A 20,971-nucleotide genomic window follows, 5' to 3' on the forward strand; every position below is an offset into this window, starting at 1 on the left:
GCGGGAGATCGTGGCCCCCCGCGGACTCACTTCCGCAGGGAGGGACGCCTGCCGTCCGCCATGTGCGCGCGGTCGGCGGCCGCCGTGCCGTCCTCCCAGCCCGCGAGGTCGGTGGCCCCGCGCAGCCGGGTCGTCGTGGTGCGGGGGAACATCTCCTCGGCCCGCGAGGTGACCGCCACGTCCCGGGCGACCAGGGCGGGCAGGTAGTCGGGGGCCTCGGCCACCGTGTGCTCGGCCGTCTCGGCGAGGCGCTGGCCGAGCCGGCTCGCGTAGGCGAGGAGGAAGGACTGCCGGAAGGTCTTGGTGCGCTTGCGCCCGCCCGCCCGCTGGCCGGCCTCGGCGCGAGTCATGGCGGCGGTGCCCTGCACGAGCAGCGAGGTGTAGAGGAGCTCGACCGCCTCCAGGTCGCTTTCGAAGCCGACGACGGTGGAGAACTCGTAGGCGCTGTTCCACACGGCCCGGCAGCGGTTGGCGCTCGCCACGGCGTCCAGCAGGACCGCCTTGGCCTCCTCGTACGGCGCCTCGACGCCGATCCGGCAGGCGCCGGGGATCTGCTTGACGCCCGTCTTCACCGCGAGCAAGGCCTCGTCGACGGTGTGCCGGGCCATGAGCTCCTGCGCCTTGGCGCTGAGGGCCTCCGCCTCCTCGGGGAAGGTGGTCGCCTCGGCCTTCGCGAGGAGCGCCCGGATCCGGCCGAGCATGCGGGGCTCGATGTGCGCGTGTTCGAGTACGTCGGTCGCGTCCCCCGGCAGGGGTCCCACGGGCTCTACGGACGGCAGCCGGATCAGCAGCCGGAACACCTCCAGGACGGCCCCGGCCAGGGTGAACCGGTCGGTCCGCTCCCGCGCCACGAGCTGGTCCCCGTAACGGGCGTCGTCCTCCCACCACGGCTCGGCGTCCGTCCACCGCTCGGGCAGCCGCGCGTACCGCCTCGCCTCGGCGGCGACCAGGTCCTCGCAGATCCGCGCGTGCACCGGAGTCAGGTCCCGCCGCACGAGCCGCAGCACGTCCTGCGGCCGCCACCCCCGCTCCCAGGCCTGCCGTACGTACGCCTCCCCGCGCGCGAGCAGCGCCTGCCCGACCCCGCCCCACCGCTCCCCATCGCCCACGAGCACCGAAGCCCCGGCATCCAGCCCGGCGTCATCCTGCCTGTACAACGCGGCCTCACAGGCCCGGTCGACGATGTCTCTCACCCCTCCAGCTTGGCACGCCGGCCCGGCTGCCCCTGCCGCAGCCCCTGGGGCCGGGGGAAGTCCCGGGGAACGGGGGAAGGGCAGGGGGACAGGCCCCGCAGAACAACGGCGGAGCAACGGCAGGGCAACGGCAGGGCGACCCGCGCGGCGCGAACCGCACTGTCAGCCCCCGGTGGGACACTCGCACTCATGAGCGAGCACACCCCCCGGTGGGCCCTCGCCGAGGACGGCGACGGCCGGTGGCACGCCACGCCACTGGACCCCACCGCGGGCGGAGCCCGCATCACCACCACCGACCCCGCCGAGGCGATCCGCGCGGCCCCCGCCGGCACCCGCTGGATCTGGCGGTCCACCGCCGCCGTCTACCCCCGCCTCCTCGCCGCCGGCACCCGCGTGGAGCGCTGCCACGACATCGAGGACGCCGAGCTCCTCCTCCTCGCCCACGAGGGCCGCCTCGGCGAACCCCGTTCCGCGGCCGCCGCCTGGGCCCGCCTCACGAACGCGCCCGTCCCGCCCGACCCCCCGCAGCGCGCGGCGGAGCCCGGCACGCAGAACTCCCTCTTCGACCCCCAGCCGGCCCCCGTCCCCCTGGACGCCCTCGTCGCCATCCACGCCGACCAGGCGAAGCGGCTGGAAGCCACCGCCCACCCCGACCGGATGCGGCTGCTCGTCGCCTCGGAGTCGGCCGCCTTCCTCGTGGCCGCCGAGATGAACCGCGCGGGCCTGCCCTGGCGGGCCGACGTACACCGGGCGCTGCTCACCGAGCTGCTCGGCGAGCGGTACGCGGGCCGCGGCCAGCCCCGCCGGCTCGCCGAGCTCGCCGACGCCGTCTCCTCCGCGTTCGGCCGCCGTGTCCGGCCCGAGCTGCCCGCCGACGTCATCAAGGCCTTCGCGGAGGCCGGGATCAAGCTCAAGTCCACCCGCCGCTGGGAGATCCAGGAGCTCGACCACCCGGCGGTCGCCCCGCTCGTCGAGTTCAAGAAGCTGTACCGGATCTACACCGCCCACGGCTGGTCCTGGCTCGCCGACTGGGTCCATGACGGCCGCTTCCGCCCCGAGTTCATCCCCGGCGGCACCTACACCGGCCGCTGGGTCACCAACGGCGGCGGCGCCCTGCAGATCCCCAAGGTGATCCGCCGGGCCGTCGTCGCCGACCCCGGCTGGCGGCTCGTCGTGGCCGACGCCGACCAGATGGAGCCGCGGGTCCTCGCCGCGATCTCGCGCGACCCCGCCTTCATGGAGGTGGCCGGCCGCCCGGAGGACCTGTACACCTCCATCTCCCGCCAGGGCTTCTCCGGCGACCGGGACATGGCCAAGCTCGCCGTCCTCGGCGCGGTGTACGGGCAGACCTCCGGCGACGGCCTGAAGAACCTGGCCGCGCTGCGCCGCCGGTTCCCCCGGGCCGTGGCGTACGTGGACGACGCGGCGAAGGCGGGCGAGGAGGGCCGGCTCGTACGGACCTGGCTCGGCAGGACGTGTCCGCCGCCGGCCGACGCCGGGGAAGCCGAGGAGGCTCCCGACGGCTGGGTCCCGAGCTATGCCTCGACCGACGCCCGGGCGCGGGGGCGCTTCACCCGCAACTTCGTGGTGCAGGGCAGCGCCGCGGACTGGGCGCTGCTGCTGCTCGCGGCCCTGCGCCAGTCGATCGCGGCGGCGGGGATGCGGGCGGAGCTCGTGTTCTTCCAGCACGACGAGGTCATCGTGCACTGCCCGCAGGAGGAGGCACAGGCGGTGGTCGCGGCGATCCGCGCGGCGGGCGAGCTCGCGGGCCGCATCACCTTCGGCGAGACGCCGGTCCGCTTCCCGTTCACGACGGCGGTGGTCGAGTGCTACGCGGACGCGAAATAGCGCGCCCCGGCCCCCGGCCGGAGCCGGAAAGCCGGGGCTGAGGCCGAGCACAGGGCCGAGCCCGGGGCCGAGCCCGGGGCCGAGCCCGGGGCCAGGCCCCGCCCCTGGCTACTGCCCGTACTCGGACCACTTCGGGCTCGTCGCGATCTCCCTCAGCCGCTGCATGCTCAGCGCCGGATCCTTCCGGGTCGGCGCCCCCTTCATCGTGGTGGTGTTGTACGCCGACACGATCACCCGGGTCCCGTTCTTCCGGAGCACCTCCACGCTCCACCAGTCCGCGCCCGCGGCCTCGCCGCGCCGCTGATGGGTCACGATCTTCGTCCCGTCCGGCAGCGTCTCCGCGCCCGTGAACAGGTCCGCCCACGTGCCCGGCCGGTCCTTGCTGTCGGGCTGGATCTGGAGGGCGGCCAGTGACTGGCCCTTGCCGTCGTCGAGCACCACGTAGCCCAGATCGACCCCGTCGTCGTCCTTGCTCGCGACCGGGATCCCGTATCCGCTCACCAGCGCGCCCAGGATGTCCACGGCCGTCTTCCCGGACCGCCCCGGCTCGGCCGCCGGCGCCGGCTTGGCCGCCGGCAGGTCGTTCAGGGCCGGGTGCCACAGCGGGGACGTGGCGAGCGTCTTCAGCTGCGCGAGCGTCAGCGGCGGCTCGGGCCGGGTGGTGGCCGAGCCCTTCTCGGTCGCCGCGTTGTACTCCTGCGCGTCGACGAGGAACCCCTGCGGGGTCACCACGGTGGCGCGCCAGAGCTTGGTGTCCGCCCGGCGGTCGGGGTACTCGTAGCCCTGGAAGAGCATGATCCGCGAACCGTCCCCGAGCGTCTCGGAGGTGCAACTGTCGTAGTTCAGCGTGGTCTTGGAGGGGCACTTGAGCATGTCGTCGGCCCCCTCGCTCTTCGGGTCCATCCGGGTGAGGCTCAGGCCGATGCGGCCCTTGCCCTTGCCGTCGTCGAAGACGCCGTCCACCATCGGGCCGCGCTCGTCGCCCGTACCCCGCGCACTCGCACCGGTGACCTTCCCCTGCGGCAGCAGCTCCTTGAACACCTCGATCATCCGCTCCTCGGAGACGGCCCCGGTGCCGACGTTCTCCTTCAGCGCCCGCTCGCGCATCTCTCCCGGTGACAGCGATGTCGCCGGGGGCGAGGACGGGACGGCCGCCACGTTCGCCGGGCCGGCGGCGCCGCCCGAGCCGAACAGTCCGCCCGTGTAGGCGCCGGCCCCGCCGATCACCGCCAGGGCGAGCGCCGATCCACCGGCCACGGCGGCCCGGCGTCGGGCCACCATCCGCCGCCCGCGCCGTTCCCCGGCGCCGACGAGGTCACGGCCGTCGGCCGTGAAGTCTTCTCCCGCGCGCCGGAGGGCTTCACCGAGCTCATCTTCAAAGGGCATGCGGAATCAGACCTTCCGTCCAGAGGTGTCGTGGAACGAGGCACGTGCGCGAACGAGGAGAGGAGAAGAAGAGGGAAGAAGGGGAGAGGAGGAGCGGAGGCGGCGGGCACCCGGCAGCGCGCGGGCCGGGCCGACCGCTCAATGGCCCGCGAACTCCGCGAGTGATCCGCCCAGTTGCTCCCGCAGCCGGCCCAGCGCCCGCGAGCTCCTGGTGCGCACGGCCGCCGAGCTGACGTTCATCGCGTCGGCGGTCTCCTCGACGCTGCGGTCCTCCCAGTACCGCAGCACCAGTACCGCCCGGTCCTTCGGCGCCAGCCGCCCCAGCGCCTCCAGCAGGGTCAGCCGCAGCACGGGATCGGCGCCGCCGGCCGCCTGAGCGCCCGATTCGGGGAACTCCCCGACCGGGCGCTCCCCCGTCGACCGGCGGCGCTGGTGCGTCAGGAAGGCCCGTACCAGCACGGTTTGCGCGTACGCCGCGGGATTGTCTATCCGGGTGATGCGCCCCCAGAGCAGGTACATCCGCCCCAAGGTCTCCTGTACGAGATCCTCCGCGAGATGGGTGTCACCGCTCGTCAGCAGGCAGGCAGACCGGTACAGGTGTGCCGATCTACCTTCCGCGAACTCACGGAACCCGTCTCTGCGTCCCTGCCGCATCGCTCCCCCTCGCGTCCGTCCCACCCCATTGACGCGACGGGGCAGCGGAATGTTTCAGCAGCTCTCAGACGGCTTCGGAAAGGTCGTGGAAGTACATGTGGAACTCCTCGCGGACGAAGCCCTCCGCCTCGTACAGCCCCTGCGCGATGTGGTTGTCGTACGCCGTCTCCAGCTGCACGCCCGACACCCCGGCCTCCCGCGCCCGGCGGAGCACCTCGCGCAGCAGCGCGCGGCCCGCGCCCGTACGGCGGCCGGACGGGGCGACGTACAGATCGTTCAGCACCCACGCGGGACGCATCGAGAGCGAGGAGAAGGTCCGGTAGACCTGGGTGAAGCCGACCGTGCCGGCTCCCGGGACGTCGGCGAGCAGGACGAAGGAGTCGCCGGCCTTCAGCCGCTCCGCCAGGAAGGCGCGGGGGCGGTCCGGGTCCTCGACCTGCACCTCGTAGAAGTCGAGGTAGCCGCGGAAGAGTCCGGCGGCGGCGTCCAGGTCCGCCTCGCCCGCCTCGCGCAGCACCACCCCGGCCGCGCTCTGCGCAACCTGGGCTTCACGCTGTGTCTTGCGACCGTTCATTGCTCTCCCTCGTCCGCTCCCGCGCGCCGTATCCATTGTGCGCGGGGGGTCACAAACCACCGCCGCCGCCCTACGCTACGGCCGGGCCGGCAGGGGACCGGCTCCACAACGGGGGCACCACATGACACCGCGGCCATCGGCGCGAGCGGCCCCGCCGACAAGGAGCGGGCCGGGACGGGGACGGGGAGGCGGAGGGCCGGGACTCCGAGAGCGAGGACGCCGGGGGCTGGGACACGGGCGGGGACGCGAAGGCGCACACCCCGCGCTCCGCCGACGTGGCGTACGTACGGGGGCGACGCCTGGTCCTGCGGTGCGGGGAGCACGCGCTGATGCTGGAACTGCCGCACGCCGCGGACCATTCGGTGCTGCCGGCACTCGCCGAGGCGGCGGCCCGTCGGACGGTCAGTCCTTCCCGGTGACGGGCTGCGCCGGCAGAGTGTAGACGTGCTGCGGGGTGACGATCTTGGTGATCGCCTCGCCGAACAGCGTGCTCGGCTCCTCGCCTTCGGCGGAGATGTCCGTGTTGAGCAGGACGACCAGGGTGGCCTTCGACTGCGGGTCGTAGACGGCCAGCGTCTGGTATCCGGGGATGGAGCCGTTGTGCCCGATCCATCCTTGGACGTTGAAGATGCCCAGTCCGTAGCCGGTACCCGGGAGGGCCGGTACGACCTTGAGGCGCTGGGCCTGCGTGGCGGGGGTGAGCAGCTCACCCGTGGCCAGTACCTCGGCCCACTTCCGCAGGTCCGAGAGGTCGGAGATGATCGCTCCGGCGGCCCAGCCCCAGGAGGGGTTCCAGTCCGCGGCGTCCTCGGTCTTCCCGGACGCGGTCTGGTCCGTGTAGCCCTGGGCGTGCGGATCGGGGAACTCCGCGCCGGTCGGGAAGACGGTGCGCTTCAGCCCGGCGGGTTCGATGACCTCCTTCGTGATGTAGTCGGCCAGCTTCTGTCCGCTGACCTTCTCCACGACGAGGCCGATCAGGATGAGGTTGGTGTTGCAGTAGTAGAACTCCGCGTTCGGCTCGAAGAGCACCGGGTGCTTGAAGGAGTACGCGAGCAGCTCCTGCGGGGTGAACGGCCGCTGGGGATCGCTGGTCAACGCCTTGTAGAAGCCGTCGTCGGCGGAGTAGTTGAACAGCCCGCTGCGCATCCCGGCCAGCTCGCGCAGGGTGATGCGGTCGCCGTTCGGCACCCCGTCGATGTACTTGCCGATGGGGTCGTCCAGCCCGATCTTCCCGTCGTCGACGAGCTCCAGCATCGCGGTCACGGTGAAGGTCTTGGTCTCGCTGCCGATGCGCATGTTGAGGTCGTCGGTCATGGGCTGCCCGGTGGCCTTGTCGGCCACGCCGAAGGTCCGTACGTACTCTCCCTTGCCCGGCGCCGACAGGGCCACTTGGACCCCGGGCACCTTGGCCTCGTCCATCACCTTCCGGATGGCGTCGTCCAACTGCCGCGCCACGGCGGGGGTGAGCTGCGGAAACTCTTCGGACGCGGCCGAACTGCTGGCCGCCGGGGGTGTGGGCGCGTCCACCGCGTACCCGACACCGGCCCCCACGGGCACCATCAGGAGCCCCACTGCGGCTGCCCCCACAGCCGCCCTGCGCAACCGTGTCGCTCTCATCCGTCCAACGTAACCCCGCCTCCACGCCCGGGCGACAGGAGTACGGGAGGCCCCTGGGCGGAGGGGCGGAGGGGGCGCACTGGGGGCGCATACGAGGGCGTGTGGAGGGCGTACCGGCGCGCGGGTGGAGGTCAGGCGGCGCGGTAGGCGCGCAGGAACGCGGCCACGCCCCCCTCGACCAGGCGGTCGACCTGAGGCTGGGGCAGCGGGAGGACGCCGTAGTGGGAGAGCTGCACGATCGAGTGGGAGACCAGCGCCGTGAAGTGGGCGCCCGCCATGGCCGCGTCGCCGTGCACGTCGAGCAGACCGGCGGCGGCCATACCCGCCATCGCGTCGGCGAGCGCGCGGCCGACGGGGCCCGGGCCGGCGTTCGTCCAGGCCTCCAGCAGCTCGGCCGGTACGTGGTCGGCTTCGGCGTGGATGTGGCGGACAAGTGCGAAGTGGTCCGGATAGTCGGACATGAGGGCGGCGAAGGCGTGGGCGAGGGCGCCCAGGTCGCGCTCCAAGTCATCGGGGTGGGGCGGGCGTTCCGGGTCGAGGAGGACCTCGATGCGGGCGATCTGGGCGTCCCGCACGCGGCCCGAGGTCCAGGTGACGACGGTACGGAAGAGCTCCGCCTTGCCGCCCGGAAAGTGGTTGTAGAGCGTGCGGGTCGACACGCCGGCCGCGGCGGCGAGCATGTCGACCGAGGCGCGCGCGTAGCCCTCGCGGCCGAAGACGCCGCAGGACGCGCTCGCCATGGCGATCTGCTTCTCCAGCCTTCTGCTGCTGCCGGTCACTCCGCCTCCTCAAAAAGTACAACGGTCGTTGCAATTCTTACAACGCACGTTGTACTTTACCGGAGGAGCGGCCGCACCGAGCGGTCGCCCCGCCGACGAGGGGACACCGCCATGCCTGCCACCACCTCCACCGCCTCCACCACCACTCCCACCGCCGCCCTCTCCGCCGCCGCCCTCTCCGCCGAGGACGCGCCGCTGCGCGTCGCCGTGGTCGTCGGCAGCGTCCGCGAGGGCCGCCAGGCCCCCGCCGTCACGGAGTGGTTCCTCGGCGCCGCGCGGGCCCACGGCGGCCTGGAGCTCGACGTCATCGACCTCGCCGACATCGACCTGCCGCTGGCCATGCCCGGCTGGGGCGGCTCCCCGAACCCGCGGGCCGCGGCCGCCCTGGCGTACGTGACCCCGCGGCTGGCCGCCGCCGACGCCTTCGTCATCGTCACCCCCGAGTACAACCACAGCTTCCCGGCCGCCCTGAAGAACCTCATCGACTGGCACGACGGGCAGTGGCACGCGAAGCCCACCGGCTTCGTCTCCTACGGCGGCCTCGGCGGCGGACTGCGCGCCGTCGAACAGCTCCGGCTGATCTTCGCCGAGCTGCACGCCATGACCGTGCGCGACTCCGTCAGCCTGCACGGGCCGTGGTCAGGGCTCGGCGAGGACGGCGTACCGCGCGACACCGCCGTGTCCGAGGGCGCCGTCAAGGGCATGCTCGGCCAGCTGGCCTGGTGGGGCCGGGCGCTGCGCGCCGCCCGCGCGACCCACCCGTACCAGGGCTGAGGGAGCGACGGGATGAGCACCCGGACCACACCTCCGACAACCGAAGCGGCCCCTCCGCCGGATCTCACGGCGGTCCGACTCCGCCGCACCGTGGGCGTCGTGATCGTCAGCTCGGTCATGTCGGTGCTCGACATGACGATCGTCAACGTCGCGCTGCACCGCCTGTCCGACGCCTTCGACGCACCGCTGGCGACGATCCAGTGGACCGCCGGCGCGTACACGCTGGCGCTCGCCGCCGTCATCCCGGTCGCGCCCTGGGCGATGGGGCGGATCGGCCCCAAGCGCACCTATCTGACGGCCCTCGCCCTCTTCACCCTCGGGTCGCTGCTCGCCGCGTGCGCCTGGGACGCCGGGAGCCTGATCGCCTTCCGGGCGGTACAGGGCCTCGGCGGCGGACTGCTCATGCCCGTCGGCATGGCCATGGTGATGCGCGGCGCGGACCCGGCCCGGCTCGGGCGGGTGATGGCGCTGCTCGGCCTCCCGATCATCGTCGGACCGGTGATCGGGCCGGTCCTGGGCGGCTGGCTGGTCGACGTGGCGTCCTGGCAGTGGATCTTCCTGGTCAACCTGCCCGTCGGGGCGGCGGCGCTGGCCCTCGCCGCGAAGCTGCTGCGCCCCGACGCACCGCGCGACCCGTCCGCCGCCCCCGCGCCCGGGCTGGACGTCCCGGGCCTGCTGATGCTCTCGCCCGGACTCGCCCTGCTCCTCTTCGGCCTGGCGCGGGGCGCGGAGCGCGGCACCCTCACCGCACCCGGCGTGCTCCTGCCCGCCCTCACCGGCGCCGCGCTCGTCGCCGCCTTCGGCCGCCGCGCGCTGACGGCCCGCGAGCCGCTGCTCGACCTGAGGCTGCTGCGCGACCGTACCTTCGGCGCCGGTGTCGCCACGCTCGCGCTGTTCACCTGCGGCTACTTCGGCTCGATGCTGCTGGGCCCGATGTACTGGCAGCAGGCGCGCGGCACGAGCGCGACAGCGGCGGGAATGCTGGGCGCACCGGTCGGCCTGGTCGTGGGCCTGACGATGCAGATCGCCTCGCGCCGCATCGACAAGGTCTCCCCGCGCCGGCTGATCCGTGCCGGGATCGCGACGGGGGCGCTGGGCATGGCCCTGACGGCACTCCAGACCGGAACGCCCGACGTAGCGGCCTGGCGGGTCGTCGGCGCGTCGATGGTGATGGGCGTCGGCGCCGGCATGGTCCTGATGCCGGCGATGACCACCGCGAGCCGCGGCCTCCCGAAGGCCCGCATGACCGCGGCGAGCACCATCCTGAGCATCAACGCCCAGATCTGGGCCTCGGTGGGAACGGCGCTCACCTCCGTGGCCCTGAGCACGGCAGGCACCACCCCGCCCGGCTTCCGCACCACATACGCGATCGCCGCAGCTCTCCTTGCCCTGGCCCTCCTCCCCACTCCCTCCCTCCCCACCCGCCACCCCTGACCACGGCCCGCCCTCGTCGACGAAGCGAACCGCGCATGACCACCCGCGCGCCCTGCCTACCCTGTGGGGATGATCCATCCGATTGAGCTCGTGATATTCGACTGCGACGGCATGCTGGCCGACAGCGACCCCGCGCCGCGGGGATGCGGGCCTTCGGCTACGCCGGCGGCCTGACCCCCGCCGAGTGGCTCGCCGGGCCCGGCACGGTCGTCTTCCACGACATGCGGGAACTTCCGGGACTGCTCGAGCGGTAGGCCTCGCCGCCGTACCCGGGACCCGCACCCCGAGGTCCCGCCCGCCACCGCGGTCCACGGACCCACCTCAGGCCTCCGCCGACACCGGCCTCTCGAAGAAGGTCTCCAGGGCCACCGTCGCCTGCGTGCCGCTGACCCCGTCGATCGCGTACAACCGCCGCAGCACATCCTGGAGTTGCTCGGTCGTCCCGGTCCTGACCTTCACCAGGACCGATGCGCTGCCCGCGATGATGTGGGCCTCCTGCAGCTCGGGGATCGCCGCGAAGCGCTCACCGGAGTCGCCCATCCAGGCCGACGAGTCGACCATGACGAAGGCCAGCACCCCGGCGCCGACCGCGGCCGGGTCGACGTCGATCGTCGTGCGGCGGATCACCCCCGACTCGCGCAGCTTGCGCACCCGTTCGTGAGCCGCGCCCGCGGAGAGCCCGACCGCCTTGCCCAGGGCCGCGTACGCCTGCGAGGCGTCCTCCTGCAGCAGGTTCAGCAGCTTCCGGTCCACATCGTCCATGACACTCCTCCCGAACCACTCCATCAAATCTCTTGCCCTGACCATACGTCATCCTGCAATACTCACTTCCGACAGGATGGCGTTCAGCGGTTGAAGTGAAGTACGGAACGACTGAAGGAGAACGGACATGGCCACCGGCCGCCCCGCGCTGTACGAAGTACTCGACGACAGGTTCCGTACGGAGAAGTGCGCCGCGGGCGATCTTCAACTGGAGACCCTCCACGTGGGCTCCCGCTGGGCCGAGGGCCCGCTGTACATACCGGCCTGGCGCCAGCTGATCTGGAGCGACATCCCGAACGACCGGATGCTGCGCTGGGACGAGACGACCGGCGCGGTCAGCGTCTTCCGCTCGCCCGCCGGCCACCCCAACGGCAACACCCTGGACCGCCAGGGCCGCCTGATCACGTGTGAGCAGGGCAATCGCCGGGTCACCCGCACCGAGCACGACGGCTCGGTGACCGTGCTCGCCGACCGCTACCAGGGCAAGCGGCTCAACAGCCCGAACGACGCCACCGTCAAGTCCGACGGCTCGATCTGGTTCTCAGACCCGGACTTCGGGCTCACCAGCGACTACGAGGGCGTACGCGGCGAGCCCGAGATCGGCGCCACCAACGTCTACCGGATCGACCCGGACACCGCCGAGGTCAGGCTCGTCGCCGACGGCTTCAGCGGCCCGAACGGCCTGGTCTTCTCGGCCGACGAGCGCGAGCTCTACGTCTCCGACAGCCGGGCCAACCGCATCCGGGCCTTCGAGGTGCACGAGGACGGCACCCTCTCGAAGGGCAGGATCTTCGCCGAAGGGGCCAAGGAGGGCCGCTTCGACAACATCCGCTTCGACGACCGGGGCCACCTCTGGGCCGCGGCCATGGGCGGCGGCGTGCACTGCTACGCACCGGACGGGACCCTGCTCGGCCGCATCCTCGTACCCAACACGGTCTCCAACATCCGCTTCGGCGGCCCGAGGGGCAACCGCCTCTTCATCACGGCGAACGACACGCTCTACTCCCTGGTCATGGGGGTCAAGGCCGCACCGACGGCCGCCTGAACCCCGCCACTTCCCCGGAGGATCACCGCATGCGGCAGCGGGCGTTGGGCAGGACGGGCCGCGAGGTGTCCGTCGTCGGACTGGGGACCTGGCAGCTGGGAGGGGGCTGGGGCGATGTGCGCGAGGAGGACGCCTTCGCCCTGCTGGACGCGTCCGTCGCGGCGGGCGTGACGTTCTTCGACACGGCCGACGAGTACGGCGACGGCCGCAGCGAGCGGCTGATCGGCGGCTACCTGCGGGATCGCCCGGATGCCGACGTGTTCGTCGCGACGAAGACGGGGCGTCGGGCGGAGCAGCGGGCCGCCGGCTACACGCTGGAGAACTTCCGGGCCTGGACGGACCGTTCGCGGGCCAACCTGGGCGTGGACACGCTGGACCTGGTGCAGCTCCACTGCCCGCCGAGGGTGCCGCTGGCTTCCGGCCTGCTCTCCGGCAAGTACACCAAGGACACGGTGTTCCGGCAGGACGACCACCGCGCCTACAACCGCCACGGCGAGGCCTTCGACCGGGGCGAGACCTTCGCGGGCGTCGACTTCGAGTCCGGCGTCGAGGCGGCGGCGGAGTTCGGGGCCCTCACACCCCGGGGCGCCACCCCGGCACAGACCGCACTGCGCTGGATCATCCAGCAGCCGGGCGTGACCACGGTGATCCCGGGCGCCCGCTCCCCGGAACAGGCCCGCGCCAACGCGTCGGCCACAGCCCTCCCCCCACTACCGCCCGCGACACTGAAGGCCATACGCGCCCTGTACGACCACCGCATCCGCCCCCAGGTCCACCACCACTGGTAGCACCGGACACCGTCGAGCGCTGCGAGGGTGGTGATTACGGTGGCCGGCGTGCCAATCCGCTGCGCCTTCCTCACCGCCACCCCGCTGAAAGTCGCCCTGTCCAAGCTGGTCAACAGCCTCAAGGGCGTCGGCTCGCGGCGCCTCAGCCAGCAGTACACCGGGCAGGTCAACCGCGCCATCACGCACGGCCAATTCTGGTCCCGACCATACTTTGCCGGGAGCTGCGGCGGGGCGCCGCTGACCGTCGTACGTCCGTACATCGAGAGCCAGCAGCGACCCGCATGACCGTGGCCGGTCGCAAAACTCGGCTCACTGCGGCCCGGCCCGGCCAAGACCTGTCAGTTTTCCTGCCACCAAGTGGGGGGAACCCCGCGTCCGGGCACCTCTCCGGCGCCGGCACCGCCGGGGGTGGCGACGCCTGCACCGTCGGCTCGGCCACCCCGGCGCCGAACAGGGCCGTCCCAAGCGCCACCGGCCGCTCGTGCTGAAGGATCACGGAACGGACGACGGCGCTGGACCTCGACCGGCGCACCACGTCCGATCGCACGAGGAGCCCGCGGTCGGACACCGGCGCGAGGAACGAGCTGTGCAGCGCCCTGGGCACCAGGCCCGCGGGCAGCCCCTCGCCCGCGTTCCGGAGCATGCTCCGGTGGAAGGACCGCCGCGCTGCCGACGGGATGGGCGGACCGCAGGTAGCAGACGGCGCTTCCCAGCAGGTGCGCGGCATAGCCACGGTGAGCATTTCAGGGCTGTTGGGGGCGACCAGAACGGCTATGACATCCCCTTTCCGTACGCCGTTGTCACGCAGCGCATGGAATATCTCGAGGACGGAGCGGTTCAGTTCGGCACCGGAGATCCCCTGACCGCGCCAGTGAAGAACAGGACGATCCGAATCCAATGAGCACACCGAGAGAATGTCCGATACACAACTGTCGCTCCCGCTCCACCATTGGCGCTGCAGGGTCATCCCCCTGCCTCTCCATGCGTACCCCGGCGACTTCCGTTCCGCTGACCCGGGTGAATTCCGATCCTCCCATTCGGAAGATATGCGGGGAAGAACGTTCGGCCTGCTGAACCGGCAGGCCGAAAGGGCCGTCCGCACGGAGTACCCGTCTGGGTACTCCGCCGCTCCCGGCGGCTCCCACCCCGCGCCCCGCGTCCCCGGTGCGGCGCACGGCGCGGGACACAGGGCGGGACAGGGCAGAAGACGGCGTGGGGCACGGAATTCGCGCGAGGTCAAACAACGGGATCAGAAATTGACAGGATGCTTGGCGACATGCCCCCGGGAGCGCACTAAACCACCGGTCCGGTCACCTCTTCAAGAATTGACAGAGCGCTTGGCGGCATGCCCTCGGGGGCGCCGCAAAAATCTCCGACCGTTAGGGCCGCCCGAGAATTGACACACGCCCGACGGTTGCCTACGGTCCGCTCGTCAGCTTTTCCGGACCGCATCCGAAGGTATTCATGACCACATCCGCGTTGCCGAAGTCCAGGCAGCAGTCGATTCTTGCCGTTCTCATGGTGTGTTCACTGCTGATCTGGCTGGACAACACCGTCCTGAGTACCACCCTGGAGACCCTCGCGGATCCGGCCCGTGGGCTGAACGCCGGCCCGGCCGAGCTGCAGTGGGCCACCGGCTCGTACACGCTGGCCTTCGCCACCTTGATGTTCACCGCGGGCGCGCTGGGCGACCGCTTCGGCCACCGGGCCGTGCTCTCGACGGGCCTGGTGGTCTTCGCCGCGTCCTCTGTGTGGGCGGCGTACGCGGGCGACGCGGGGCAGCTGATCGCCGCCCGGGCGGCGATGGGCGTCGGCAGCGCGCTGATCATGCCGGCCAACCTGGCCATCCTCATGTGGACGTTCACCGGCCCGGCTCGGTCGACCGCGATCGCCATCTCCTCGACCTCCGCCGGTGTCGGCATGGCCGTGGGCCCGGTGCTCGCCGGGGTGCTGCTCGACCACTTCTGGTGGGGCTCGGTCTTCCTGGTCAACGTCCCGGTCGTGGTCCTCGCGCTGATCGGCATCGCCCTGCTGGTCCCGGACTTCCGCAGCCCCGTGGTGCGACCGCTGGACCCGGCCGGGATGCTGCTGTCGATCAGCGGCCTCGCGGCGCTCGCCTACGGAGTGATCCGCGCGGGTCAGGTGGCGGCCTGGGGCCGTACGGACGTCTGGGCGCCGATCGTCCTCGGACTGGTCCTGCTGGCCGTGTTCGTCCGCGTCGAGCTGCGCAGCAAGATGCCGAGCTTCGATCCCCGGCTGCTCGCCCAGCGCGCGTTCGGCGGCAGCAACGTGGCGCTCGGACTGCTCCTGTTCGCCATGTCCGCGGTGACCTTCTACAACGCGTTCTACCTCCAGGGCGCGCGCGGCTTCTCACCGATCGAGGCGGGCCTGGCCGGCCTCCCGACCGCGCTCGGCGCGATCTTCGGCGCGCCCGTCGGCGCCCGCCTGGTGCACCGCTGGTCGCTGCGGCTCGTCGCCGTGCCGGCGCTGACCGTGGCGGCGCTGACGATGGGCGCGTACGGGCTCTTCGGGCTGGGCACGCCCCTCGTCGGGATCGAGATCGTGCTGCTGGTCCAGGGCCTGTCCATCGGCATGGTGATCGGCCCGGTGACCGCGGCGCTGATCAGCACGCTGCCGCTGGAGCGGGCCGGTGCCGGGGCGGCCGTCACCAACACCGTGCGCCAGACCGGCAGCGTGATCGGTATCGCCGTCGGCGGCACGATCATGTCGATCGTGTACCGGCGCGCGATCGAACCCTCGCTGGACAGTGTGCCCGGACCGGTGCGGGAGCAGGCGCGGGTCTCCGCCGAACAGGCGCGGCACGCCGCCACCACGTCCCACCTGCCCGCGCTCGGGCACGCCGCCGACGACGCGTTCGTCCACGCCATGCATGTCGGCGCGGTCTGGATCATGTTCATCGCGCTCTTCGGCGCGGCCGTGCTCCTGGTCGCCCTGCGCTCGGTCCGCAAGCCCGCGGCCGCCGGCGGCGAGCCGGAGCCCGCGCGGGTCGGCGGCCCGGCCACGGACGAGGCGGCCCCCCGGGCCGGTGCCGAGAGCCGGCCCGCCCGCGAGGGCGACGACGTGGGCACCCGCTGACGCCATGGGAAGCAGCCGGAAGAAACTCCCCGAGGCGCGGTCGGACAGTCAGGCCACGTACCTGCCCGACCGGCACATGTTCGCCCTGTGGACCTGGGCCGACGGCGCCGTGGGGGCGGCCCCGCCGGTCGGTGACGTCGAGACCGTTCCCCTGGTCGTCCCGACGCCGGACCTCGGCAGGCTCAAGGTGTCCGACGTCGACTGCGTGCTGATCGAGCCGGACCGGCTCGTGTCCGTGCCCCTCGATTGGCCCGGCCGGTCGGTGGACGTGTGGCGGTCGTGGATCGCGGGCGGCGAGTCGGCGCTGCCGATCGCCGCGCACGCGGTTCCCGACGCCACGGGTGTCGCCGTGACGACGGCGGAGCACGCGGGAGGCGTCTTCCGCCGCACCACGTCGGTGGGGGCCGAGATGCGCACGGCACTCAACGCCAAGCTGCGGCCGTATCAGGTGCGCGGGGTGAGCTGGCTGCGCGAGACCATCGACACGCACGGCGGCGCGGTACTGGCCGACGAGATGGGACTCGGCAAGACCCTGCAGACCATCGGCTGTGTCGCCGGACGCGCCGAGAAACTGCCGCAACTGGTGGTGTGTCCCACGTCGTTGGTGGGGAACTGGGCGCACGAGATCGCGCGGTTCGCACCCGCCCTGCGGACCATGATCTGGCGCGGCGGGCCGCTGCCCGCGGTGGAGAGCGGCACGGTGGTGCTCACCGGCTACCCCACGCTGCGCACGCACAGCCAGGCCATGGCGGGGATCCACTGGAGCACCGCGGTCTTCGACGAGGCACAGGTCCTGAAGAACCCCCGCACGCTGGTGTCGAAGGCCGCGCGCACCATCGCGGCCGACGCGCGGATCGCCCTGACCGGAACCCCCGTCGAGAATCACCTCGAGGAGCTGTGGGCCCTGCTCAATCTGGTCGCACCGCACCTGTTCGGGAACCGGACGCAGTTCCGCCGTCGCTTCGTCCGGCCGATCGCGGACGGCTCCCCGGCCGCTTCCGCCCGGCTGCGCGGGGCCATCGAGCCGGTCGTACTGATGCGGAAGAAGTCCCAGGTCGCGGGGTCACTCCCACCCAAGATCCACGCCGATCTCCTCTGCGACCTCACCGAGGAGCAGGAGCAGCTGTACGACCGGCTGCTGGAGCAGGTCATCGACGACGGCTTCGGCAGCGGCGCCCAGCGGCAGACCAGGGTGCTCGCGGTCCTGACCTCGCTCAAGCAGGTCTGCAACCATCCGGGCCTGGTCACTGACGACCTCGGTGAGCTGCCGGGCAGGTCGGGAAAGCTCGACCTGTGCACCGACATCGTGGCCAACAACCTGGAGAACGACTCTCCGACCCTCGTCTTCACCCAGTACCGGCGGACCGGTGAGCTGCTGGTCCGGCACTTCGCCGAACAGTTCGGGGTGAGTACGCCGTTCTTCCACGGCGGCCTGAACCAGGAGCAACGGGCCGACATCGTCCGCCGGTTCCAGTCCGACGACGGTCCGAAGGTGCTCATCCTCAGCCTGAAGGCCGGGGGCACCGGGCTCACGCTCACGCGCGCGGCCGACGTCATCCACTTCGACCGGTGGTGGAACCCGGCCGTGGAGGCCCAGGCGTCCGACCGGGTCCACCGGATCGGTCAGACTCGCACGGTCACCGTCACCACCCTGACCACGGGGACCACCGTCGAGGAGCACATCGCGGCCATGCACAACCGTAAGTCCGCGCTGTCGGACATCGCCGACATGTCCAGCGTCGCCGAGCTGACCCGCCTGGACGACGACCGTCTCATCGGGGTCCTGCGCCGGAAGCGAGTCAACTGACCATGGCCGACCGCGACTACGGTTACACGAAGTGGGGCAAGGACTGGGTCCGGTTCGCCGAGTCGTTGCAGCAGACCCGTCCCGATTCCCAGCTGCCGAGCGCGCGGCGCATGGCGCGCGACGGGAAGGTGCAGATCACGTTCGACGACCGGACCGTACGCGCCGTCGTGCACCGAGGCCGCGGCACCTCGGTGGTCACGATCGAGGTCGCGCCGATGTCCTCGGGGGCGACGGCCGAGATCTCCCGCCGGCTGAGCGGCATCCAGCCCCTGCTCACCGACGATCTGTACCGCGCGATCGCCGACGCGGGCCATCCGCCCGCGCCGGCCCTCGACAGCGTCGACTGCTCCTGCCCGGCCGCCACCCCGCGGTGCGTCCACGAGCTGGCCGTCTACTACGACATGGCGCGGCGCATCGACGACGATCCCCGCATCGCTCTCGACGTGCAGGGCTTCTTCCGCGCTTCGGCGGGCGGCGGCCAGGCGCCCGCCGAGGCGACGGAGCGGCGCTGGATCGCGCTCAACTCCCTTGACCAGGCCGCCTACTTCACGGCGGCCGAGTGACAGGGTCGGCCTGAGGGGGAGCGGTGCGTGCCCGCCTGGCGGGCACGCACCCTCACCACCGGCTGAGCCCGCGGACGCCTCCGCATCCTCCAGCCGTCACGGCCCCGCTCTCCCGCTCCGCCCGCGCCGTGGCGTCGACCGGAAGTCCTTCGAGAAAGGACGTGATCTCGCCGTACACCTGCTCGGTCTGTTGCGTGTGGCAGAAATGGTCGGAATCTTGTTGGCGCTCATGTCCGCACCTGCCGTCGACAGGTATATCTCGCACACGGCCATCATCGCTTGAGGGCCCGCACGGTCGTAGAACTTCCCGGCGATGTGGTCGAGGATCTCCGGATCGATGCTCTTCATCCGCTCCAGTACCGACAGTCCGGATCGTATGGAGTCCGCCCGGTAGTACGGGGAGACGAGAACGATCGCGTCGACGTCCCGGTCCACGTCGGCCACGAGCCACCGCAGCACCGCGGCGGCGCCCATGGAATGGGCCATGACGACGGAGACCCGGCTCGGCACCGCTTCGATCACCCGGTCGACCCACTGAGCCGCCGTGGCGGCCAGGCCCCACCGATAGTCGTTCCCCGCGTGCCAGGGCAGCCGGGGAATATGACAGCGATAGTCGTCGCCCATCATCTTCGCCAGCGGCGCCCAGTGTTCGCGACGCCACGGTTCCCGACGGGTACACGGCCGCCGTCACCCTGTTCGGTGACCCCTCTCTCACGTCCGCAGCAGCGCGGTCCCGTTGAGCTGGCTCCTGGGCCCTGAGCCGCCCAATCCACCCTGTGCCAGCCCGTCCGCTCACGGAGCGCTCACGCATGCGATCGACATCCGTGGGCGGCGACAACGGTCTGTGAGCACACGCCCGGGCTGATCACTCTTCACAGTGGACTGCGCTCCGGGGCAGAACCCCGAGCCTACAAAAGGAGTTCCTGCCTGTAGAGATACTCCGCCAGAAGGGGACACGAACGGGCAAGCGTCTCACACCGCGAATCATCGCCGCTCTCGCCACGACAGCCACGTTCGCCGTCTTACCCCCCGCCCAAGCACATGCCGGCGCCATCGGCTCGACACCCGTGGCGACCTTCGACTACCAGGTCGGGGGTGTGACCATGAAGATCCCGACAGGCTGCATGTTCACCCACATCATCCGCGGCGAGGGCAAGAACATCACCTACCAGAACGCGGGCGTCGACTGCGGCTTCGTAGGGGCCCTCAACGCCGGCTTCTGCAACTGGCGCATCGACTTCACCTACGCGGACACCGACAACAAGATCTACCGAACGTCCCGCGGCAAGACCCACACCGAGTGCAAGATCAACCCGATGCGGGACAACGCACCTCAGCAACTCCCCCGCTACGGCAGGGCGTGCGCACAGATCCACGTCAATGGTGTCCAGCGAGCCAGCCAGTGCCACCACATCACGAAGTGAGCCGCACATGAGCCCCGAGAGCATGCCCGAAGACCGCGCCTGGGACACCAGACTCCGCCGCGCCGGCATCAGCGCCTTCCTCACGGGCACCGCTGCGGGCCTCGCCTTCTTCGCCTTCTTCCCCGGGCTGCCCCACGTCATCGACTGGGGCGCGATCCTCACCTCCCTGGCCGTCGGCGCCCTCGCCCGCTGGGCCTGGCGGTCCCGAATCAGGAAGAAGTACGCCGGCCTCGGGTAGCGCCCCTACCGACGCGACGCGACGCGTCCCGGGTCCGGGGACGGCCGTCCGGACACCGCGCTCACCCGCCAGAATCTGTTTCGATTATTTCGATTGCTGCGGTGCCGACTTCGCGGCCCGGGCACTGAAGCCGGTGAAGAGGTCCCTTGCCCGCTCCCCGCGTACCGAGCGGATCCGGTTCCGGATCGAGGACGGAAATGCCGATCTCGAGTTGCCCCGCGAAGCCGTGGAACTGCTGGCGACCGTACTGAGCCACATTGCAGCCGGCCGTGCCGTCTCCATCGTTCCCGAGCACGCGGAGCTGACCACACAGCAGGCCGCCGACATGCTGAACGTCTCGCGGCCGTTCCTGATCGGACTGCGCGCCAGGACGATCAGAAGCGACGGGCAGCAGCGGACGAGCTCACTGCCCTGAACCAGGAGATGGGGCTGATCTGACCCCGTGGCGTTCACCGTCGTCTGCGACGCCTGCGTCCTGTACCCGAGCACGCTGCGCGACCTACGGATCCGCATAGCCCAGGCAGGGCTCGTGCAGGCGAAGTGGACCGATCGAATCCGGGACTTCCCCAACGCGACACTGGAGGCATGGAACGTCGAAGCCGTCTCCGCCGACGACTTCGTTCTCGCCCAGATCGATCTCGATCGACAACGAGTCTTCGCCGCCGTCCAGCAGATCGCCGACTCCTGGCGGAGTCCTCCCGGCACCACCGGCGATGTGCTTGACCGCTTGGAGCGAGACGGCCTCCTGGCAAAACCCCCAGGTCACGGCGAGTGAGTCCTGGGGGTTCTACAGAGCCGCCTTCGGGATTCGAACCCGAGACCTACGCATTACGAGGCCCCACAAGATCATCCCAGTTGGTGCCGGGCGGTGTCACCGAATCCTGTTTCCCCAGGTCAGGAACGTACGGCCCGGCCCCCGCATGCCGCCCAATCCGCCCCGTGCCACCCCGTCCGCTCACGCACCGCTCACGCAGAACGGGTGGCCCTCA

Annotated in this window: 21 protein-coding genes and 2 pseudogenes; 14 read left to right on the forward strand and 9 right to left on the reverse strand. The window is 71.5% G+C overall.

Annotated features, from left to right (window positions below; all coding sequences use genetic code 11):
- Positions 1-26 precede the first annotated feature (26 nt).
- A complete protein-coding gene (locus J7F03_RS06280; RefSeq protein ID WP_214947647.1) occupies positions 27-1,193 on the reverse strand; it encodes a DUF2786 domain-containing protein in 1,167 nt (388 codons plus the stop codon).
- Between the two features lie 189 nt (positions 1,194-1,382).
- On the opposite strand from J7F03_RS06280, the gene J7F03_RS06285 reads away from it, so the two are divergent.
- Positions 1,383-3,041, forward strand: a complete 1,659-nt coding sequence (locus J7F03_RS06285) for a bifunctional 3'-5' exonuclease/DNA polymerase (protein ID WP_214947648.1) — start codon at positions 1,383-1,385, stop codon at positions 3,039-3,041.
- Between the two features lie 108 nt (positions 3,042-3,149).
- Here the strand turns inward: J7F03_RS06285 and J7F03_RS06290 are convergent, their stop codons facing one another.
- The 5 genes from J7F03_RS06290 to J7F03_RS06310 form a co-directional block, all read right to left on the reverse strand.
- Positions 3,150-4,427, reverse strand: coding sequence for a hypothetical protein (locus J7F03_RS06290; protein ID WP_214947649.1), 1,278 nt, complete (start codon positions 4,425-4,427; stop codon positions 3,150-3,152).
- A gap of 138 nt (positions 4,428-4,565) precedes the next feature.
- The gene (locus J7F03_RS06295; protein WP_214947650.1) at positions 4,566-5,081 is read right to left on the reverse strand and encodes a SigE family RNA polymerase sigma factor; all 516 of its coding nucleotides are present in this window, start codon (positions 5,079-5,081) and stop codon (positions 4,566-4,568) included.
- A gap of 64 nt (positions 5,082-5,145) precedes the next feature.
- On the reverse strand, positions 5,146-5,655 hold the full coding sequence (locus J7F03_RS06300; protein WP_214947651.1) for a GNAT family N-acetyltransferase: 510 nt from the start codon (positions 5,653-5,655) through the stop codon (positions 5,146-5,148).
- Positions 5,656-6,057: 402 nt separating this feature from the next.
- A complete protein-coding gene (locus J7F03_RS06305; protein ID WP_251071490.1) occupies positions 6,058-7,215 on the reverse strand; it encodes a serine hydrolase in 1,158 nt (385 codons plus the stop codon).
- A 188-nt stretch (positions 7,216-7,403) separates the two neighbouring features.
- Positions 7,404-8,051: a TetR/AcrR family transcriptional regulator gene (locus J7F03_RS06310; RefSeq protein ID WP_308379156.1), complete on the reverse strand. Its 648-nt coding sequence runs from the start codon at positions 8,049-8,051 to the stop codon at positions 7,404-7,406.
- A 111-nt stretch (positions 8,052-8,162) separates the two neighbouring features.
- On the opposite strand from J7F03_RS06310, the gene J7F03_RS06315 reads away from it, so the two are divergent.
- The 3 genes and pseudogenes from J7F03_RS06315 to J7F03_RS06325 form a co-directional block, all read left to right on the forward strand.
- Positions 8,163-8,825, forward strand: a complete 663-nt coding sequence (locus J7F03_RS06315) for an NADPH-dependent FMN reductase (RefSeq protein WP_214947653.1) — start codon at positions 8,163-8,165, stop codon at positions 8,823-8,825.
- Positions 8,826-8,924: 99 nt separating this feature from the next.
- Entirely contained in the window at positions 8,925-10,259 is a 1,335-nt protein-coding gene (locus tag J7F03_RS06320) for a DHA2 family efflux MFS transporter permease subunit (protein WP_308379159.1), read from the forward strand.
- A gap of 116 nt (positions 10,260-10,375) precedes the next feature.
- A pseudogene (locus J7F03_RS06325) lies at positions 10,376-10,513 on the forward strand (HAD family hydrolase); the annotation flags it as partial.
- Between the two features lie 67 nt (positions 10,514-10,580).
- On the opposite strand, the gene J7F03_RS06330 reads toward J7F03_RS06325, so the two are convergent.
- Positions 10,581-11,021 carry an Lrp/AsnC family transcriptional regulator gene (locus J7F03_RS06330; RefSeq protein WP_214947655.1) on the reverse strand — a complete coding sequence of 147 codons (441 nt, stop codon included), beginning with the start codon at positions 11,019-11,021 and terminating at the stop codon, positions 10,581-10,583.
- Between the two features lie 127 nt (positions 11,022-11,148).
- Here J7F03_RS06330 and J7F03_RS06335 point away from each other — a divergent pair, with 127 nt between their 5' ends.
- From J7F03_RS06335 to J7F03_RS06345, 3 genes are read left to right on the forward strand one after another with little or no spacing between them, the layout of a single operon-like run.
- Positions 11,149-12,066, forward strand: a complete 918-nt coding sequence (locus J7F03_RS06335) for an SMP-30/gluconolactonase/LRE family protein (protein ID WP_214947656.1) — start codon at positions 11,149-11,151, stop codon at positions 12,064-12,066.
- Between the two features lie 29 nt (positions 12,067-12,095).
- Positions 12,096-12,854 carry an aldo/keto reductase gene (locus J7F03_RS06340; protein WP_214947657.1) on the forward strand — a complete coding sequence of 253 codons (759 nt, stop codon included), beginning with the start codon at positions 12,096-12,098 and terminating at the stop codon, positions 12,852-12,854.
- A gap of 27 nt (positions 12,855-12,881) precedes the next feature.
- A complete protein-coding gene (locus J7F03_RS06345; RefSeq protein WP_308379161.1) occupies positions 12,882-13,139 on the forward strand; it encodes a transposase in 258 nt (85 codons plus the stop codon).
- Here J7F03_RS06345 and J7F03_RS42600 read toward each other — a convergent pair.
- Positions 13,033-13,821, reverse strand: a complete 789-nt coding sequence (locus J7F03_RS42600; RefSeq protein ID WP_374104277.1) for an acyl-CoA thioesterase domain-containing protein — start codon at positions 13,819-13,821, stop codon at positions 13,033-13,035. The genes J7F03_RS06345 and J7F03_RS42600 overlap by 107 nt on opposite strands.
- 551 nt (positions 13,822-14,372) lie before the next feature.
- Here J7F03_RS42600 and J7F03_RS06350 point away from each other — a divergent pair.
- From J7F03_RS06350 to J7F03_RS06360, 3 genes are read left to right on the forward strand one after another with little or no spacing between them, the layout of a single operon-like run.
- Positions 14,373-15,950: an MFS transporter gene (locus J7F03_RS06350; protein ID WP_251071491.1), complete on the forward strand. Its 1,578-nt coding sequence runs from the start codon at positions 14,373-14,375 to the stop codon at positions 15,948-15,950.
- Between the two features lie 4 nt (positions 15,951-15,954).
- Positions 15,955-17,757 (forward strand): DEAD/DEAH box helicase, encoded by a 1,803-nt coding sequence (locus J7F03_RS06355; protein WP_214947659.1) that lies wholly within the window; start codon positions 15,955-15,957, stop codon positions 17,755-17,757.
- Positions 17,758-17,759: 2 nt separating this feature from the next.
- The gene (locus J7F03_RS06360) at positions 17,760-18,320 is read left to right on the forward strand and encodes a hypothetical protein (RefSeq protein WP_214947660.1); all 561 of its coding nucleotides are present in this window, start codon (positions 17,760-17,762) and stop codon (positions 18,318-18,320) included.
- A gap of 96 nt (positions 18,321-18,416) precedes the next feature.
- Here J7F03_RS06360 and J7F03_RS06365 read toward each other — a convergent pair.
- Positions 18,417-18,971, reverse strand: a pseudogene (locus tag J7F03_RS06365) (alpha/beta hydrolase); the annotation flags it as partial.
- 452 nt (positions 18,972-19,423) lie between these two features.
- On the opposite strand from J7F03_RS06365, the gene J7F03_RS06370 reads away from it, so the two are divergent.
- From J7F03_RS06370 to J7F03_RS06385, 4 genes are all read left to right on the forward strand, one after another.
- Positions 19,424-19,744: a hypothetical protein gene (locus J7F03_RS06370; protein WP_214947662.1), complete on the forward strand. Its 321-nt coding sequence runs from the start codon at positions 19,424-19,426 to the stop codon at positions 19,742-19,744.
- 7 nt (positions 19,745-19,751) lie between these two features.
- On the forward strand, positions 19,752-19,982 hold the full coding sequence (locus J7F03_RS06375; RefSeq protein ID WP_214947663.1) for a hypothetical protein: 231 nt from the start codon (positions 19,752-19,754) through the stop codon (positions 19,980-19,982).
- 133 nt (positions 19,983-20,115) lie between these two features.
- Entirely contained in the window at positions 20,116-20,397 is a 282-nt protein-coding gene (locus tag J7F03_RS06380; protein WP_251071492.1) for a hypothetical protein, read from the forward strand.
- A 27-nt stretch (positions 20,398-20,424) separates the two neighbouring features.
- Complete coding sequence (locus J7F03_RS06385) at positions 20,425-20,757, forward strand: hypothetical protein (RefSeq protein ID WP_214947664.1); 333 nt, start codon at positions 20,425-20,427, stop codon at positions 20,755-20,757.
- The last annotated feature ends 214 nt before the right edge of the window (positions 20,758-20,971 follow it).

Origin of the sequence: Streptomyces sp. ISL-43, assembly GCF_018614195.1 — a bacterium.
Taxonomy (GTDB): Bacteria; Actinomycetota; Actinomycetes; order Streptomycetales; family Streptomycetaceae; genus Streptomyces.